The organism is Rhodopirellula sp. SH410 (assembly GCF_055811895.1).
This window is the reverse complement of record NZ_CM147949.1, coordinates 5,825,252-5,841,895: the sequence shown is the minus strand read 5'-3', so window position 1 is coordinate 5,841,895 and position 16,644 is coordinate 5,825,252. Positions and strand designations below refer to the sequence as shown.

14 protein-coding genes are annotated in these 16,644 nt (G+C 55.8%); 10 read left to right on the top strand and 4 right to left on the bottom strand.

Features of this window, described 5'->3' with window-relative positions; all coding sequences use genetic code 11:
- Positions 1-24 precede the first annotated feature (24 nt).
- From SH410x_RS21390 to SH410x_RS21345, 10 genes are all read left to right on the top strand, one after another.
- Positions 25-1,791, top strand: coding sequence for a DUF262 domain-containing protein (locus SH410x_RS21390; protein WP_473670604.1), 1,767 nt, complete (start codon positions 25-27; stop codon positions 1,789-1,791).
- A gap of 2 nt (positions 1,792-1,793) precedes the next feature.
- Entirely contained in the window at positions 1,794-5,378 is a 3,585-nt protein-coding gene (pglX, locus tag SH410x_RS21385; protein WP_473670602.1) for a BREX-1 system adenine-specific DNA-methyltransferase PglX, read from the top strand.
- Complete coding sequence (locus tag SH410x_RS21380) at positions 5,375-6,016, top strand: hypothetical protein (RefSeq protein ID WP_473670600.1); 642 nt, start codon at positions 5,375-5,377, stop codon at positions 6,014-6,016. Before pglX ends, SH410x_RS21380 begins: the two co-directional genes overlap by 4 nt.
- The gene (locus tag SH410x_RS21375; RefSeq protein WP_473670598.1) at positions 6,007-6,237 is read left to right on the top strand and encodes a type II toxin-antitoxin system Phd/YefM family antitoxin; all 231 of its coding nucleotides are present in this window, start codon (positions 6,007-6,009) and stop codon (positions 6,235-6,237) included. The genes SH410x_RS21380 and SH410x_RS21375 overlap by 10 nt, the downstream gene beginning before the upstream one ends.
- Entirely contained in the window at positions 6,234-6,626 is a 393-nt protein-coding gene (locus SH410x_RS21370; protein ID WP_473670596.1) for a type II toxin-antitoxin system VapC family toxin, read from the top strand. Before SH410x_RS21375 ends, SH410x_RS21370 begins: the two co-directional genes overlap by 4 nt.
- 92 nt (positions 6,627-6,718) lie before the next feature.
- Positions 6,719-9,349 carry a BREX-1 system phosphatase PglZ type A gene (pglZ, locus tag SH410x_RS21365; RefSeq protein ID WP_473670594.1) on the top strand — a complete coding sequence of 877 codons (2,631 nt, stop codon included), beginning with the start codon at positions 6,719-6,721 and terminating at the stop codon, positions 9,347-9,349.
- Positions 9,350-9,404: 55 nt separating this feature from the next.
- Complete coding sequence (locus tag SH410x_RS21360; protein ID WP_473670592.1) at positions 9,405-10,007, top strand: ATPase; 603 nt, start codon at positions 9,405-9,407, stop codon at positions 10,005-10,007.
- A complete protein-coding gene (locus SH410x_RS21355; protein ID WP_473670590.1) occupies positions 10,007-10,222 on the top strand; it encodes a hypothetical protein in 216 nt (71 codons plus the stop codon). Before SH410x_RS21360 ends, SH410x_RS21355 begins: the two co-directional genes overlap by 1 nt.
- Positions 10,223-10,233: 11 nt before the next feature.
- A complete protein-coding gene (gene brxL, locus SH410x_RS21350) occupies positions 10,234-12,282 on the top strand; it encodes a protease Lon-related BREX system protein BrxL (protein WP_473670588.1) in 2,049 nt (682 codons plus the stop codon).
- A 55-nt stretch (positions 12,283-12,337) separates the two neighbouring features.
- Positions 12,338-12,562 (top strand): hypothetical protein, encoded by a 225-nt coding sequence (locus tag SH410x_RS21345; RefSeq protein ID WP_473670585.1) that lies wholly within the window; start codon positions 12,338-12,340, stop codon positions 12,560-12,562.
- Between the two features lie 85 nt (positions 12,563-12,647).
- On the opposite strand, the gene SH410x_RS21340 is transcribed toward SH410x_RS21345, so the two are convergent.
- From SH410x_RS21340 to SH410x_RS21325, 4 genes are all read right to left on the bottom strand, one after another.
- Positions 12,648-14,582 carry a 3-keto-disaccharide hydrolase gene (locus SH410x_RS21340; protein WP_473670584.1) on the bottom strand — a complete coding sequence of 645 codons (1,935 nt, stop codon included), beginning with the start codon at positions 14,580-14,582 and terminating at the stop codon, positions 12,648-12,650.
- A gap of 463 nt (positions 14,583-15,045) precedes the next feature.
- On the bottom strand, positions 15,046-15,441 hold the full coding sequence (locus SH410x_RS21335) for a hypothetical protein (protein ID WP_473670582.1): 396 nt from the start codon (positions 15,439-15,441) through the stop codon (positions 15,046-15,048).
- Complete coding sequence (locus tag SH410x_RS21330; protein WP_473670580.1) at positions 15,434-16,129, bottom strand: ThiF family adenylyltransferase; 696 nt, start codon at positions 16,127-16,129, stop codon at positions 15,434-15,436. Before SH410x_RS21330 ends, SH410x_RS21335 begins: the two co-directional genes overlap by 8 nt.
- Positions 16,126-16,644 carry a hypothetical protein gene (locus tag SH410x_RS21325; RefSeq protein ID WP_473670578.1) on the bottom strand — a complete coding sequence of 173 codons (519 nt, stop codon included), beginning with the start codon at positions 16,642-16,644 and terminating at the stop codon, positions 16,126-16,128. The genes SH410x_RS21330 and SH410x_RS21325 overlap by 4 nt, the downstream gene beginning before the upstream one ends.

Genomic DNA, 16,644 nt, shown 5'->3' with positions numbered 1-16,644 from the left:
AACCGCACCCACCAGAGCAGCAGCATGTATCAAATTGGCGGCACGATCAAAGAGGTCCTCGACTCAGTTCATCAGAACAAGTATGTCCTTCCGGCGATCCAACGGGAGTTCGTATGGAAACCCGAGCAGATCGCTCGGTTGTTCGACAGCCTGATGCAGGGATACCCCTTCGGAACGTTCTTGTTCTGGAACGTCAACAAGCAGAACAGCAGCAAGTACAAGTTCTACAGCTTCGTACGTGACTACCACGAACGTGACAATCCACACTGCCCACAGCTACCCATCTTCCACGAAACGGAGCTCACCGCCGTCCTCGATGGACAGCAGCGACTGACGGCACTGAACATTGGGCTGAGTGGTTCGATGGCGTGGCGGATCCCGTACAAGTGGAAGAACAATCCCGATGCCTACCCAACTCGGGAACTTTACCTCGACCTGTTGGCGGTGAACGGAGTTCCCGACGAGACCGGTGAGCAGTATCGGTTCGAGTTCCTCACCCAAGCTCAAGTCGAATCAGCCGACGAGAACGAGTGCTGGTACAAGGTCGCGGATATCCTGTCGATCCAAAACCCGACGTCCGAGATGATCAAGTGGCTCAATGCCCATCTGCCACAAGATAAGTTTGATCTAGCCTGCGAACCGCTCGAAACCCTTTACAGGGTGATTCACGACAAGCACCTCATCTCATACTACGAAGAACCCAGCCAAGACCTCGAAAAGGTCCTGAACATCTTCATCCGGATGAACAGCGGCGGCACCAAACTTTCCTACTCGGACCTACTGCTGTCGGTCGCCGTCGCTCAGTGGCAGGGCGATGCACGCAAAGAAATCCACACGCTCGTTGACGAACTCAACAACACCGGCGAAGGATTCAGCTTTTCCAAAGATCTCGTGCTGAAGGCCGGACTGATGCTTGCGGACATTGGCAGCGTCGGGTTCAAGGTCGAAAACTTCAATCATGCCAACATGGCAATCTTGGAAGATCGCTGGCCGGATGTGAAGCGGTCACTGAAGGTGGCTGTCCAATTGCTGGCCAGCTTTGGATTTAACGAGAAGTCGTTGCGTGCCGACAGTGCGTTGTTGCCGATTGCCTACTACATTGGGCACCGCAATCTGGATGGGAAGTACGTGACCAAAAGCTCGTACAACGATGACCGGCAAGCGATCCGCACGTGGCTGATCCGAAGTCTTCTGAAGACGTCAGGGATCTGGGGAAGCGGGCTGGACACACTGCTCACCGCACTTCGCGAGACGATCAAGAAGGAGGGCGACGATGCGTTTCCGGTCGCGAAACTCCAGGAGGTCATGGCTAAGCGTGGTAAGTCACTGCAGTTCAACGAAGAAGAGATCGATACGCTGGCGGAGATGCAATATGGCGACAAGCGAGTTTTCGCCTTGCTGACGCTGCTGTTCCCGTTCGTCGACGTGACCAACCACCACTTCCATATCGATCATGTCTTCCCCAAATCACGCTTCACGAAGACACGATTCAAGTATGTGGGGCTGTCTGAGGAAGAGTGGGATGAGCTCAAGGAGATGGGGGACAGTCTGCCGAATCTCCAGCTCTTGGATGGCCCGGAAAACCTAGAGAAGAAGGCCGTCACGCCAGCAAACTGGATGGAAACGGCGTTCACCGATGATACGGATCGCTCACACTACTGCAAGATCCACGTGCTCGGAACGGTGCCCCCCACATTGCGGGAGTTTCGAGAGTTTTACGACGTCCGGGCTGCGGCGCTGCGACATAAGATTGTGGACTTGCTAGGCGTATCGAAGGAGGCGGCTGAATAATCATGGAGACATCGAAACTAAAGAATTACGCACCTGAGGCCCGGAAGCAGTTCATCGAGGCAGTCACGAATAAGGCCGCCGTGTATGGCTTGCTGCCGAAAGAGATTCTGCCGGTCCGCAAGGAAGGCGATGTCGCGATCATTGGCGATAGGGCGTTCCCGGCATCCGTCGCGGCTCAACGCAACACATTGGAGGAGCGTGTTCGCACCCAGGGGTTTGATCAGTTCGTCGAGGCGGTTGCCTACACCTGGTTCAACCGTTTGATCGCCATCCGCTACATGGAACTGCACGGGTATCTGGATCATGGCTACCGCGTGCTCAGTCATCCCGATGGCAAGTCCACGCCGGAGATCATCGAGAACGCCGAGCGGTTGGAACTGCCAGGGTTGGATCCGGACAACGTCGTCGACCTGAAGCTGGATGGCGGCAAGGATGAAGAGCTGTACCAGCGGCTTCTGTTGGCTCAGTGCTCCGCGCTTCATCAGGCATTGCCATTCCTGTTCTCCCCCATCGGTGGTGCGGACGAGCTGCTGTTGCCCGACAACCTGCTGCATACCGATTCGCTAGTCCGCACGCTGGTCAACGAAATCCCCGAGGAGTCTTGGCAAGAGATCGAGATCATCGGCTGGCTGTACCAGTTCTACATCGCGGAGAAGAAGGACCAGGTCATCGGTAAGGTGGTGAAGTCGGAAGACATTCCGGCGGCGACCCAGCTCTTCACGCCCAACTGGATCGTGAAGTACATGGTCCAGAACTCGCTGGGGGCGCAGTGGCTGGCGACCTATCCGGACTCACCGCTCAAAGGGCAGATGGAGTACTACATCGAACCCGCCGAGCAGACCGACGAGGTCAACGCCCAGCTCGCGGCCATCACGCCAGATGAACTCAACCCCCAGGAGCTGACCCTCATCGACCCGGCCAGCGGCTCCGGGCACATCCTGGTGGAGGCCTATGAGCTCTTCAAGGCCATCTACCTGGAACGCGGCTATCGACAACGCGATATCCCGCAGTTGATACTCGAGAAGAACCTCTACGGCCTCGACATCGACGAGCGGGCGGCGCAGCTGACGGGCTTTGCGCTGATGATGAAGGGGCGGGCGGATGACCGGCGGCTATTTGAGCGGGGGGTAAAGCTCAATGTGATGTCGCTGGTGGATAGCGCTGGGTTTGATGCGGAAGGGCTGGGGAAGGGCGTGGAGCTCGGGGACTACGGACTGAGGCCGGGGGACCTCGCGGAGCTGAAGAGGCTCTTCGAGCACGCGACGACGTTTGGGTCGTTGATTCGGGTGCCGGAGGAGTTGGCGAAGAAATTGCCGGGGCTGAAGCAGCTGAGCGAGGCGACCAGCCAGAACCTGTTCGTGTCGGAGGCGCTCAAGCACTTGGAGCCGCTGGTGCAGCAGGCCGACCTGCTGGCGTCGCAGTACGACGCGGTGGTGGCGAATCCACCTTACATCGGCAGTAAGTTCCACATCCCGGTGCTGAAGGAATTCCTCAAGGACCATTACAACGGCTATGAGAAAGACGTTTTTTCAGCCTTTATCGACCGCGACCTCGCGTTCAGCAAGCCACATGGCCGCCTCGGCTTCATGTCGCCATTTGTTTGGATGTTCATCTCGAGTCATGAATATCTGCGGACTCGGCTCATAGAAGATGAGACGATCACGTCTCTCGTCCAACTTGAATACTCGGGCTTTGAAGGTGCGACAGTCCCGATCTGTACCTTCACGCTGCAAAAGAATCATGTGAACGGCCAAAAGGGATGTTTCATCCGGCTCTCCGACTTCCGCGGATCGGACAACCAAGGGCCTAAGACCCTTGAGGCTATCAGCAACCGCAATTGTGGATGGTTCTTCGAGGCAGCCCAAGACGAGTTCAAGAAGATTCCCAGTAGTCCGGTGGCGTACTGGGTAGGTCCTGTTGCGAGAGACAACTATTTGAAAGCCGTTCTTCTCGAGAAAATTTCGGTTCCGAAGCAGGGCGCGACCACGTCTGACAACAACCTATTCTTAAGGCAATGGTTCGAGGTTGCGGTCAGCGCTGTCGGCTTCGGATATTCGAATCGTGAGCAAGCGGCATCGAGTAGTCTCAGGTGGTTCCCTTACAACAAGGGCGGTGCATTTCGACGTTGGTATGGCAATCAGGACTTCGTGGTCAACTACCGAAACGATGGCGAAGAGATAAAGGCATTCCATGAAATTCTGAACAAGACAAGCCCGGGTGGGCGTTTAAAAAACCAAGATTGCTACTTCAAGCAGCAGTTGAGTTGGTCAAAAATTTCGTCTGGATCATTTTCTGTAAGGTACTTCCCTGCTGGATTTATCTTCGACGTCGCCGGTTCTGCACTTTTTCCCGCTCAGAAGCATGAATTAACTGCGATTGCCGGCCTGCTCAATTCTGAGATTGCTTCTTTTTACCTTGGGGCTTTGTCGCCCACGCTTAACTACGAAGCCGAGCACCTGCGCAAGCTTCCGTATCTTGAAGTCGACAGCACCTGTTTCGATCGCTTGGTGGGCGTGTCCAAATTTGATTGGGACTCTTTCGAAACTTCCTGGGACTTCCAATCTCTCCCCCTCCTGACGGCCTCCACCGAGTCCGCGCCCACCCTCGAATCCAGCTACACCGCCTGGATCACCAAGAACCGCGACACCATCGCCGAGATGAAGCGCCTTGAAGATGAGAACAACCGCCTCTTCATCGACGCCTACGGCCTGGCCGACGAGCTCACCCCTGACGTCCCCATCGAGCAGATCACAATCACGGTGAACCCCGCCTACCGCTACGGCGGCAAGGTCACCGAAGAGGAACAGTGGACCCGCTTCCGGCAAGACACGATGGAAGAGCTGATCTCCTACGCTATCGGCTGCATAATGGGCCGCTACAGCCTGGACCACCCTGGCCTCATCTATGCCCACAGCGGCAACGAGGGCTTCGACGCCTCGAAGTACACCACCTTCCCGGCCGACGACGACGGTATCATCCCATTGACCGATGTGGACTGGTTCGAAGACGACGCCTGCAACCGGCTCGTCGAGTTCATCTCCAAGGCCTGGGACGCCTCCCACCTCGAAGCCAACCTCGCCTTCTTAGCCATCAACCTCGCCCCCAAGAAGAACGAGTCGAGCCGCGACACAATCCGCCGCTACCTGTGCGACAAGTTCTTCAAGGACCACCTCCAGACCTACAAGAAGCGTCCGATCTACTGGCTGTTCAGCAGTGGCAAGCAGAAGGCTTTCCAGTGCCTGGTCTACCTGCACCGCTACAACGGCGGCACGCTCGCCCGCATGCGAACCGAGTACGTCGTCCCGCTGCAGGGCAAGGTCAATTCTCGCTTCGAACAACTCGAATCCGACATCCCCGCCGCCTCCAGCACCAGCCACCGCAAAACCCTCGAACGAGAACGCGACAAGCTGATCAAACAACGCGACGAACTAAGAACCTTCGACGACAAACTCCGCCACCACGCCGACCAACGCATCGAACTCGACCTCGACGACGGTGTCAAGGTCAACTACGGGAAGTTCGGAGACCTGCTGGCCGAAGTGAAAGCCATCACCGGCGAGAAACCAACAGTGGAGGTGAGCACATGACCGACCTCTCCAAAATCCCGGCAGGCGACATGAAGCGTCTTCGAGCCTACGCTTGTCAGGTGGACTGGTTGCGAAACAGCAAATTGCTCTCAAGCGGCAAGGTGTCCTTCAAATTCAAGACGACTCATTCATTCACGACCGGTGACACGAAACAGACTTTTGAGGGCTACGACGAGACCGAGTTTCTAGCCGTTCTTCCCGTCCTGCGTCAGTTCATCCTCGAAGGCGAACCTGTCTCGCTGTTCGGTATTCATAATGTCATCCTGAAACACTGCGACCGACAGGATCTTACGGCGTGGGTAAAACTCGCTCGGAAACAGTGGGGAGAAACGCTCAATAGCCTGCCCAGTGACCGATTGATGTTCTTTCATGAGTCTGGGCCGGTCAAAGACGCGATTAAGGATGTTTTTTACGGGTACGCTGGATTGTTTCATGTCGATCTTGATCGCCCGGATGTCGATCAGCAAACACAAGTCGTACTTAATGCCGCTCTTCAAAAGGCGATACCTCGCTTGGTGAATTCGATCTTCAATATCGACACAGTTATTCACGTCTGGCTTGACGAACCCACCAAGTCCCTTCCGGCCTGTCCGTCGTTAGAACCTTCAACATTCAAAGGAGTGAAGAAATGTCTGTAACCGTTTCGCTTGAAGATGCGACCGTTAATCTGCGGGAGATCATTGCCAGGCTTGGCCCCGACGATGAGGTGGTGATTACCGATGGTGATCGGCAAATCGCTATTCTCGTACTGGACCGGAAGCCCAAGCAGCGGCCTGGTCCCGGCTTGTGCAAGGGAATGATCAACGTCATCAGTGACGACGACGAGCATCTCCAGGACTTCCAGGAGTACATGCCATGAAGCTGTTGCTCGATACCCATGCTCTGCTGTGGTACACGCATGACGATCCGCAGTTGAGCAGCACTGCGGAGGCATTGATTCTTGACGGCAACAACGAAATTTTCGTGAGTCCAGCGAGCTACTGGGAATTGGCAATCAAGATCAGCATCGGAAAAATGACGTTGTCGCAGCCTTTGGAACATTTCCTGGAAGCGTGCGAACATCAATACGCCTTCAAATGGCTGGCAATCACGCCCGCCCATACTGTCGAAGTGTCTAAGTTGGCATTTCCGAAAGATCATCGTGATCCCTTCGATCGGCTGCTTGTCGCTCAAGCCACTCACGAAGCGATCGCAATTGTCAGTGCTGACAAAAAGCTGGATGCTTACGCTGTGAATCGCCTGTGGTGATGTCGTTGACGTGAAGTACCGACCCAATCCGTGAAGATCCGTGCCCATCCGTGGCGAAACAACTGCCAACCGCTCACTGCTCACCGACACCTATGGACACGAAACAACTCAACGAAGCACTGAGCAAGATCTACAGCGACAAACACGCTCGGATCGTTTTTTGGAATGATCCGCAGCAGGAGTTCGCTCGCGTCGTCGAGAGCCTCGAACTCGATGGCGTTCACCTCGTGCGACTGGATCAGGTCGGCAGCATCGAGACGAAGCTACGCGTCGAACGGGGGGAACCTGACTCAAAATTCCTGCTGTATTCGCCCGAGGAAGAGCCGGAGTTTGAAGATGACATCCTGCTCGACATCCGTTTGTACAGCCGCAACTTCCGGGCAGATCGTTCTTCGATCATCCTGGACGAACTCGGTCTCGCACGCCAAAGCCTGCGGGGTCACCTCGCTCTGCGACGGAAGTTCTTTGACAGCAAGGGGCGGCTCAGCAAACTCAGGCAACTGGTCAACGCTGACGACAATGAGTTGGACCTCGATCGCAAAATGCTGGCGGTGGTCACCAAGGCGGACCAACCTGAACTGTTCAATATCGTGCGGACGCTGTTCCACTCCATGGCCGAACAGGACGAACTGGACTTGGAAGTCCCGCCGCCGGCATGGACTCAAATTGAGAAGTTCGACTTAGACGGTTCCTTTTGGAAGTTGGTCGCGGCCTCCTTTGGTTACGACGATGAGGTACCGTCGCTGCAGAAGCTGCTGATGCGGTTGATGCTGTCCGACTTCGGCCACCAACTCGGGATTGACGCTCCACCAGCGATCCAGAAGCAACAGCTAGGCCGTAGTGGGACGCACAATGCGGTCGTCTGCTTGGCGCAATGGCGTGACAGCAGCAAGCAGGCAACTAGCTTCAATACCCTGTCCGACGCGATCGCCGCGACGACGCACATCGATGATCAGTTGAGTGGAATCGAGCCAGAGACGCTGGCTGAGGCGGTGACGTTTCGCAATGTCGACCGGGCTATCTTGCTTGGATTGCTGGAACGATTGTCGGCAACAAAAGATCATTTGAAAGCGGATGACATTCGTAGGCTGGTGAGCCGGCGACAGGATGAGCACTGGATCGCTTCGCTCTCGGTGCCCGAGCAGCAACGCAAGTCCCGTTTCGCTGCCTACGAGGCCGTGGCTGTGGCCGCTGAGTTCATTGGACTTCGCAATCAGTATGCCAATGGGTTCACAGGGAACACCGCCGAGGAGGTGTACAGCCTCTATACGAACGAGCTCTATAAGTTCGATCAGCTCTACCGGCATTTCTGTCGCAACGCCGATGTCGCCGAGTCCCATGGCTGGGACATCCTGAAGACGCTTCGGAAGGAAGTGGAGGCGGCCTACAACAATTGGTACTTGGTGCAGTTGGGATTGAAGTGGAGCAAGTTTATGGGGCCCGGTGGGAACGCCACGGGATTGCTCGACAGGTGGCAGATCCCAGATGTCCCCAATCAGTATCGCTTCTATGAAACGCACGTGGCACCACGCCAACGGGAAGCTGAGAACAGGCGGTCCTTTGTCGTGATCAGTGACGCCTTTCGTTACGAGGCAGGCAAAGAACTGACCAAGGTGCTAAACGGTGAATACCGGTTCCAAGCTGAGTTGTCGACGCAGCTGTCGGTCTTGCCGTCCTACACGGCACTGGGGATGGCCAGCCTGCTGCCTCACACTCAGCTGGAGTACACCAGCAAGGGGGACGTGCTCGCCGATGGGATCTCAACCTCGGGCAGCGACAACCGCAACAAGATCCTGGCCAAGAGGGAAGGCATGGCAGTTCAGGCGGACGATCTGCTGAAGCTGAGCAAAGAGGAGGGGCGAGAGCTGATCGACGGCAAAAAGGTCGTCTATGTCTATCACAACGAGATCGATACTCGCGGGGAAAATCCGGCGACCGAAGGCGATACCTTCCACGCGACGGGCGATGCGATCCGTGAGCTTGCCGATGTGGTCCGCTATATCTTCAACAGCCTGAACGGAAACTACGTGGTCGTGACCGCCGACCACGGTTTCCTGTTCTCGGAATCGGCCCCAGAGGAAACGGACAAGAGCAAGCTGACCGAGAAACCCGATGGCACAGTGAAAGCAAAGAAACGCTATCTGATTGGGCACGACCTGCCGGACCACGAAGATGCTTGGCACGGTAAAACCGAGATCACGGCCAAATGTGACGGCGGGATGGAGTTCTGGATCCCCAAGGGCTCTAACCGCTTCCATTTTGTGGGCGGTGCTCGTTTCATCCACGGCGGGGCGATGCCCCAAGAGGTGATCGTGCCGGTGATCACGGTTCGTCAGGCCAAGAGCAAGAATGCCCTGGAAAAGACCAAAACGAAGCAGGTGGCAGTGTCGGTCCTGGGGAACAACCACAAGATCACGACGCACGCCCACCGTTTCAAACTGGTTCAAATGGAACCAGTGAGCGAACGCGCTAAGCCCCTTACGGTGAAGATCGCCATCTACGACGGCGACGATCCGGTCTCCAGCATCGAGACGGTGAGCTTCGCAAGTGAGTCCACTAGCCTTGATGATCGCCAGCAGTCGGTCATGCTGACGCTCCAGGACCGGCAATTCGACAAGACGCGACGTTATCGGTTGGTTCTGAAGGACGCGACCACCGAATTTGAAATCCACAGCCAAGACGTGACCATCGACAGAGCGATCGCAGATGACTTCGACTTCTGAAAGAAACGTGGGATAGGCTTCGAGCCTGTCGATACCAAGCTAAGGACGCTAACGCATGGCCCATCATACGGACCAAAATATCTACATCATCGCCGGACCTAATGGTGCGGGGAAGACGACGTTTGCTACTCGGTTTTTACCGCACTATGCCGATTGTCAAGAGTTTTTGAATGCCGACTTGATTGCTGTTGGCCTGTCACCGTTTTCACCAGCAACACAAAATATGCGAGCGTCAGAATTGATGCTTGAGCGAATGGGAGAACTGCTGGCTAATCGCCAGACGTTTTCGTTTGAAACGACACTGGCGGCAAGAAGCTATGCGAGACGCATCCCGGAGTGGCGGGCGAGCGGCTACCGAGTATCCTTGTTCTTTCTCTGGCTGCCATCCGAAGATTTGGCAATCGAGCGAGTTGCGAACCGAGTTCAACAGGGCGGGCACGACATTCCAGTTCCGACGATTCGGCAGCGATACAATCGGGGGCTCGCCAATTTCCGGAGCCTTTACAGCCCCATCGTTGACGACTGGCTGCTGCTCGACGGTTCTCAATTCCCGCCACGCGAAGTCGCTCGGCAGGAAGATCGTTCGAGATCCATCAGTGACCCAACGCTGTGGCAACACATTGAAGAACAAATGCGAAATTTATTGAGGTTGATGTAATGATCCGTGGAGAGCTCAAAGAGGACACCCTCTTCGACAAGGCAAACGCCGCTGCAATAGCTGCAATGCAGTCGGTTGTTGATTTGGCGAGCCGAACAAACACACCAGTGATCGTCTTTCGCAATGGACAGATTGAGCGAATCGCCCCAGAGGCGATCGTTGACTATCACGTTCGTGAAGAGCCGGTATCGCAATCTGACACTAACGCACCGTGACACGAATTGGCATGAACGAGATCAACGAGACCGATACGGACCTCGACGAGCTGCTCAACCGGCATTTCTCGGGTAAGGTTGTTCGCAAAGACCTGACCAAGCTGGTCAAGGAAGGGGCTAACGTCCCGGTTTATGTGCTGGAATACCTGCTGGGGAATTACTGCGCCTCGAATGACCCCGAAGTCATCGAAGACGGACTGAACACGGTCAAAAAGGTGCTGGCCGACAACTACGTCCGCCCTGACGAAGCCGAGAAGGTGAAATCCACGATCCGTGAGCGTGGCAGCTTGAAGATCATCGACAAAGTGACCGTGACGCTGAACGAGAAGCGTGACGTGTACGAGGCCCTGCTGTCGAACCTCGGCACCAAGGGTGTCGAAATTCCCACCGGTACGGTCAAGAAGTACGAGAAACTGCTGGCTGGCGGCATCTGGTGCATCATCACGATGCAATATTTTTTCGAGGAGGGCCAAAAGGGATCGCCGTTCCTAATCCAAGAACTGAAGCCCATCCAGATGCCCAACATGGACATGGATGAGCTCTTCGCTGGAAGAAAGTACTTCACGGAGGAACAATGGATCGATGCACTGCTGCGATCTTGCGGTTACGAACCAACGCACTTCGAGCCACGGGTCAAGATGCACCTGCTTTGCCGGATGGTGCCGCTGGTCGAAAATAACTTCAACGTCTGTGAACTCGGGCCACGGGGAACTGGCAAGAGTCACATTTACAAAGAGATCAGCCCCAACAGCATCTTGGTCTCGGGTGGTCAAACAACGGTCGCCAACCTGTTTTACAACTTGGCACGACGGCAGGTCGGTCTGGTTGGATTGTGGGATGTGGTCGCCTTCGACGAGGTGGCAGGGATCTCGTTCAAGGACAAGGACGGCGTCCAGATCATGAAGGACTACATGGCCAGCGGGTCGTTTGCCCGTGGTCGTGATTCCATCAATGCCTACGCCTCGATGGTCTTCGTCGGCAACATCAACCAGCCCGTCGATACGCTCGTGAAAACCAGTCATTTACTGGCACCGTTTCCCGACGCGATGATCGACTCAGCGTTCTTTGACCGCTTCCATGCGTACATCCCCGGTTGGGAGATCCCCAAGATGCGGCCTGAGTTCTTCACGAACCAGTACGGCATGATCGTGGACTACTTCGCCGAGTGGGTGCGTGAGATGCGCAAACGCAACTTCGGTGATGCGATCAACAAATACTTCAAGCTCGGGCGAGACCTGAACCAGCGAGACTCGATCGCGGTCAAGCACACGGTTTCCGGTTTACTGAAGCTGTTGTACCCCAACGAGGAATACGACAAGGAAGCCGTCCGCCGTTGCCTGGAATATGCCCTTGAGGCTCGTCGTCGAGTGAAGGAGCAACTCAAAAAGATCGGTGGCATGGAGTTCTACGACGTCCACTTCAGCTACATCGACATGGAGACCGCCGAAGAGAAATTCATCTCGGTGCGTGAGCAAGGCGGCGGATCACTGATCCCCGACGGACCACTCAACCCCGGCGTGATGCACACTGTTGCCACGGGCGGGAACGATTCGCACCTCGGTCTATACCGTCTGGAAACTCAGGTCACCGCAGGCAACGGCTCGCTGAAGATGTCGGGGCTCGGCTCCAACATGAAAGCCAAAGAGGCAATCAAAGTCGGCTTCGATTACTTCAAGGCCAACGCCAGCAGCGTCAGTGCGTCAGTGAAAGTCAGCGATCACGACTACCACCTGCACATCATCGAGCTGCAAAATACCGGCCCAACCACGGCAATGACGCTGACCACGTTTATCGCCCTCTGCTCAGCGGTATTGGGCAAACCGATCCAGAGCCAGATGGTAGTTCTAGGCAGCATGAGCCTGGGTGGCAACATCATCCCGGTCCAGAGCCTCGCTGAGTCCCTCCAAGTAGCCCACGACGCCGGAGCCAAACGAGTCCTGCTCCCCATGGCCAGCGTCAGCGACATCCCCACCATCCCCGGCGAACTATTCGCCAAGTTCCAAACCAGCTTCTACTCCGACCCCAGAGACGCAGCGTTCAAGGCGTTGGGGGTGGAATAGAGACTGAACACTCGATTGCCCAGTCGAGTGCTACTATGGGGAGAGCATCGCCCGAATGCTCGTGCAAACGCTCAACGAAGCCACGCGGGTTCTCGATTGGCGAAAGGAGCAACGCACGCGGGCGGACGTCTACACCACGGTCAAAATGGTCCTGGACGTGCTGCCCCGAGCGTACACAACGGAGCTGTACGAGCAGGAATGCGACAACGTGTACCGACACGTCGACGGCAGCTACCAGGGCGAAGGGCAGAGCATTTATGCGGCAGGCGGAGCCGCGTGAATGCGGGCGAGCAGTGCCGCGATCCGCTAGCACGCAGGTCAATTTTCATGTTTGATCCGGACAGCGCTGTTTTTTCCTCAGAGTCTTACGGGAGCGGCGTGAGGACGATGTTTCGGAATTTCACGCCCTCCCCGCGAAGTGCAGAAGCTTGAAGCAGCAATGGCCCTGGTTGGTCTTCATTCATGTCCAGCGCACCACCAGATGGCTTCGAAATACGTTGGTCCTGAATAACGGTGACACCATTGACTCTAACCGTCACAGTTCGGTCCACTAGGCGTGTTTCGAGCTTATTCCATTTGTTGGGGCCCTGGTACAGTTGCCTCGCGGGAGCGATCTGACCCCAGATTGCTCCGCACGAACCGACAGCAGCTGCAGGCTGTCCAGAAGCCGATCTGTAGCTCGAGTCGAGGAGCTGCACTTCATATCGTCCTCTCAAATAGACTCCACTGTTGGCTTTGGGCGTGAGCAAAAACTCGAGCTCAAGGTCGAAATTCCTGAACTCCTCTGTTGTCCTAAGCGATGGTCCACTGCTCATTTGGCTGAACACTCCATTCTGAACATCCCACGTCGACTGTTCCGCGGTAGGCATTGGCTCCCAGCCATCGAACGAATTTCCGTTTGTCAAATGAATCGCCTGAATGACCGTATCGTCCTTTGATGCGGGCATTGGTGATGCGGCCCCCTTTGGCTCTGCTTTGACTATTACCAGAGGAAGATCGATATTTGGCTCGAATCCCCTCGAGTTCGCCATCTGCGACGCCATCTCATCGAGTGCCAAAACCGTCTCGGCATACTGTAAAAGCGCCTTCTGCAATAGGCCACGGTACAAGTCCCGTCGTTCCCAATCACCCGCATTTTCTCGTTCGACCGACACGGTGTAACTGTCACCGAGATTTGCCGATACGTCTTCCAGCTTTCTGGCCAATGCAACGAATCGCCACTCGTCGGTCGACTCGTCCCGGCTTTTGATACCAAGTTTCAGCCAACGATCACCGAGTTCATATCGAGCGTCGGAAATTAGTGTCTTGATTTGCCTAAACGTCTTGGACTGATCTTTCTGTCCGTTTTCGACGACAGACAAAGCAGTGACAACAAAGTTAGTGGCAGCGAGCAGGTCTTCTTTTCCCGAACCTGACGGAGCGAATCGGTAGAGAGCCTTTCGATCCAAGTCATTCCTGGCGACCGCTCGAAACGCAATCTCACACCACAATTTGCTTTGCTCCAATTCCAATTCGTGCCGGCGACCGGCCAGCGCCACCGCATTGCCCTTGAAACTGGCTGCCTCTGCTTGGGCTCTCCGCTGTGCATTCTGATTGGCTCGATACATGTAGTCAAATTGCGGTGGTCGTTGATGAACAGGGAGACCTTGGTAGGAGGGAACTCCGCCTTTGCCTTGGTTGCTTTGCCCGGATGACTGATGACTCAAGACGGTTTGAGTGTGGTAGGTGTGGTTTTCCGTTGGATGATAGAAAAACTTCTCAGCGGTCGTTCCGTAGAACTTGTCCCAGCGAACCGGTCCGCCACCTCTCTGATCCATTCGGTCGTTTCCGGACTGAGCTCTGCTAGCCTGCCCTTTCGCGACACCTGCCCGGGATTTGCTATTCCCGATCTCCTTGTCGATTGCGTCGAGGTTCGCCTCCACATCGACCAAGCGGACCATCAAGAAAATTAGCCGCTGGTCCACCTCTTCCCAGCCCGCATTTAGGCTTTCCGCGGGGGCCATCTCACTGCGTTTAACGTCCAATCGTGTGACAGCAGCGATTTTCTTGTCGAATTCGACCGTGCCGATGTCGCCAGGGATCACCATGGTCAGAACGCTGGCTTTGCCTTCAACAATGATCGCTGCGTCACCGCTTAACGCCAATGTGGAAATTTTTCCGTTGTAGCGGACTGAGATCTTGCGTTCGCTTGCGTCGACGGATTGAACCTCGATCGGCACCGTGGTGACTTGGGCCGCCACCGCGCTAGTGAGCAGAAACGTGATTGCTGACGACAATATAAGGTTCGAAATCCGGAGCATTACTCGTTTCCCAGCAGGTCGACGGAAGGGGGGTAGCAAAAGTGTAGTTCGTCGCGGCCGCGTTTGAAAGTTGGCCTGCCGTCACACTTCGCCGGATCCACCGCCCGGAGCGGCGGAATCAGTGAATGAGGGCTCGAAATTGACTATGCGTGACCGTTCCCGTTCCCTGTCCAAGTCAATTTGGTAGAGCGTTTCGGACGCTTCCGTTCGCGGGGGACTGCCCAAGAGGCGTTGAGTGACTACCCGCGCGACAAACGCCGTTCAACGGAGCCGCTTGCCTTGGCTGTTCTATCGAGCGATTGCATCACCTCGATCGTCAGGTCTGAACTGATAGCTACCCAGTTGAGGATTCCAAACTCGATCAGTTATTGCCAAGAAAATTTGGCTGATAGCTAAAAAAAAGCCCGCGATGCCCAACCGGACGTGGTCCGGCTGGGTTCGCGAGCCTTGGTGTATCGAACGCCTACGCTGACTGCAGATTGCCCTTCAGCTCATCAATCAACGTGGACGCCTCGCTGATGGCCAGGTCGGACAGTGACGATGCACCAAACCGATCGTGAAGCGTGCGGTCGAGCGTGATGCCTTGACGCTTTGACATGACCGCGATCGCGTTGATCTGTTTTTCTGTCGCAAAGCGTTTCACCGATGGTTGGTGACCGGTCGGTGCGGTTGGCGAGGTCTCTCGCTGCTGCGGCTCGTTCGGAAGTGATTGTTCTGCCAGCATCCGGCAACGCCGGACAACAGCAAGAATCGCGTCATTGCTCGCCTGACCGTCCAGGGGCACGGACACTCGGACAGCTGGTCCTGACTGTCCATGTGAGCTTTCGGCCGTAATGCCAAGTGTGATTGTACTATGCAAATCTTTTCTCCTGAAATGAGGGTGTGAATTCGCCAGCGACGTTCAGTTCGCTGGCGAGCAAGTTAAAGGTGAAATCGCTGTCCAGTGGCATATCACGGAGCCAGCGTGTGAATTGATGCACGGACAAGCCCGCGGCAATGGATGCCGCGTAGATGGTCGATTTTGCCGTGCAGGTTCCTGCGTGAGCGTCACCCTGGGCAAACAACGTCGATTCATAGGAGTGACGTGATTTGCTGGGGTCAGCCGTCAGTAAACGAATCGTCTCGCCGTTCATACGGGTATCGATCAGCAGTTGGATCCGCCTTTGAAGGCATCGCCACACTGTTGCCCGCGTCGCGATGCTGTCGACGCAGCAGAACACGACATCACCGACGCGGTGCCTGGAGCGGAAGCGGTCGATGATGAAGTCGATTTCGATCGATGGATCGATGCGTTCGACCTCCAACATCGTGGCAAGGACCTTCGCTTGCCCGATCTCATCGGCTCGGTAGCCTTGGGTGGTCACGTTGGTCAGCTCGACGGTGTCGAAGTCAATCAATTGCAACTTCGTGACGCCGATGGAGGCGAGTTGCAGTGCGACTTGACGACCGATCGCTCCGACGCCGATCACTGTGACGCTCGTTTCTCGAATACGCTCTCGCGGAACGAGACTCGCTTGACGGTCGAAGCGATCTTGGTTGGTATTCAAGATGCCACCCATTCACTTTCCGACCAGCCGGTGTCATCCCGCCACTCAAAGGGATCACCAGTCAGTGTCCTCGGACGCCGAGTAAACGGGTCATGAACCGTGACAGCGGCTTCATACTCAGATTCCCAGAGATCTTGATCGGTCTCCGGGAATTCGGTGTTATAGTCAACTTCGACGGCAAGCCGCTTGTTGCATCCCGGACCGACGTTCATTCGCAGCCGAGCGTAGGTGGCACCGCCGCGTGCGACGATGAACATCACGGCCCAGTCCGGAGTGCCAAAGGCACGCTGAAATGTCTCTTCGTCCGTGCCACTGGGTAGCGGTGACGAGCCGGGATGCGTGTGCAGCCAAATTCGCCCACACGTTTCCGGCGTGTGCCCCTCGTCGATCTGATCATCGAAATAGTCCGCAACTGCGGAATCATCGAACGACACGGTAACAGGCGTGCAGATCTGCTGAACCATCGCCACCGACTCGATCAGCAGTAGATCGTCGGGACTGGTGATACCGAACAT

Excerpts from the sequence above, each read along its gene's own strand:
- SH410x_RS21390 (WP_473670604.1), top strand. The coding sequence starts at position 25 with ATGTATCAAATTGGCGGCACGATCAAAGAGGTCCTCGACTCAGTTCAT.
- pglX (WP_473670602.1), top strand. The coding sequence starts at position 1,794 with ATGGAGACATCGAAACTAAAGAATTACGCACCTGAGGCCCGGAAGCAG.
- SH410x_RS21380 (WP_473670600.1), top strand. The coding sequence starts at position 5,375 with ATGACCGACCTCTCCAAAATCCCGGCAGGCGACATGAAGCGTCTTCGA.
- SH410x_RS21375 (WP_473670598.1), top strand. The coding sequence starts at position 6,007 with ATGTCTGTAACCGTTTCGCTTGAAGATGCGACCGTTAATCTGCGGGAG.
- SH410x_RS21370 (WP_473670596.1), top strand. The coding sequence starts at position 6,234 with ATGAAGCTGTTGCTCGATACCCATGCTCTGCTGTGGTACACGCATGAC.
- pglZ (WP_473670594.1), top strand. The coding sequence starts at position 6,719 with ATGGACACGAAACAACTCAACGAAGCACTGAGCAAGATCTACAGCGAC.
- SH410x_RS21360 (WP_473670592.1), top strand. The coding sequence starts at position 9,405 with ATGGCCCATCATACGGACCAAAATATCTACATCATCGCCGGACCTAAT.
- SH410x_RS21355 (WP_473670590.1), top strand. The coding sequence starts at position 10,007 with ATGATCCGTGGAGAGCTCAAAGAGGACACCCTCTTCGACAAGGCAAAC.
- brxL (WP_473670588.1), top strand. The coding sequence starts at position 10,234 with ATGAACGAGATCAACGAGACCGATACGGACCTCGACGAGCTGCTCAAC.
- SH410x_RS21345 (WP_473670585.1), top strand. The coding sequence starts at position 12,338 with ATGCTCGTGCAAACGCTCAACGAAGCCACGCGGGTTCTCGATTGGCGA.
- SH410x_RS21340 (WP_473670584.1), bottom strand. The coding sequence starts at position 14,582 with ATGCTCCGGATTTCGAACCTTATATTGTCGTCAGCAATCACGTTTCTG.
- SH410x_RS21325 (WP_473670578.1), bottom strand. The coding sequence starts at position 16,644 with ATGTTCGGTATCACCAGTCCCGACGATCTACTGCTGATCGAGTCGGTG.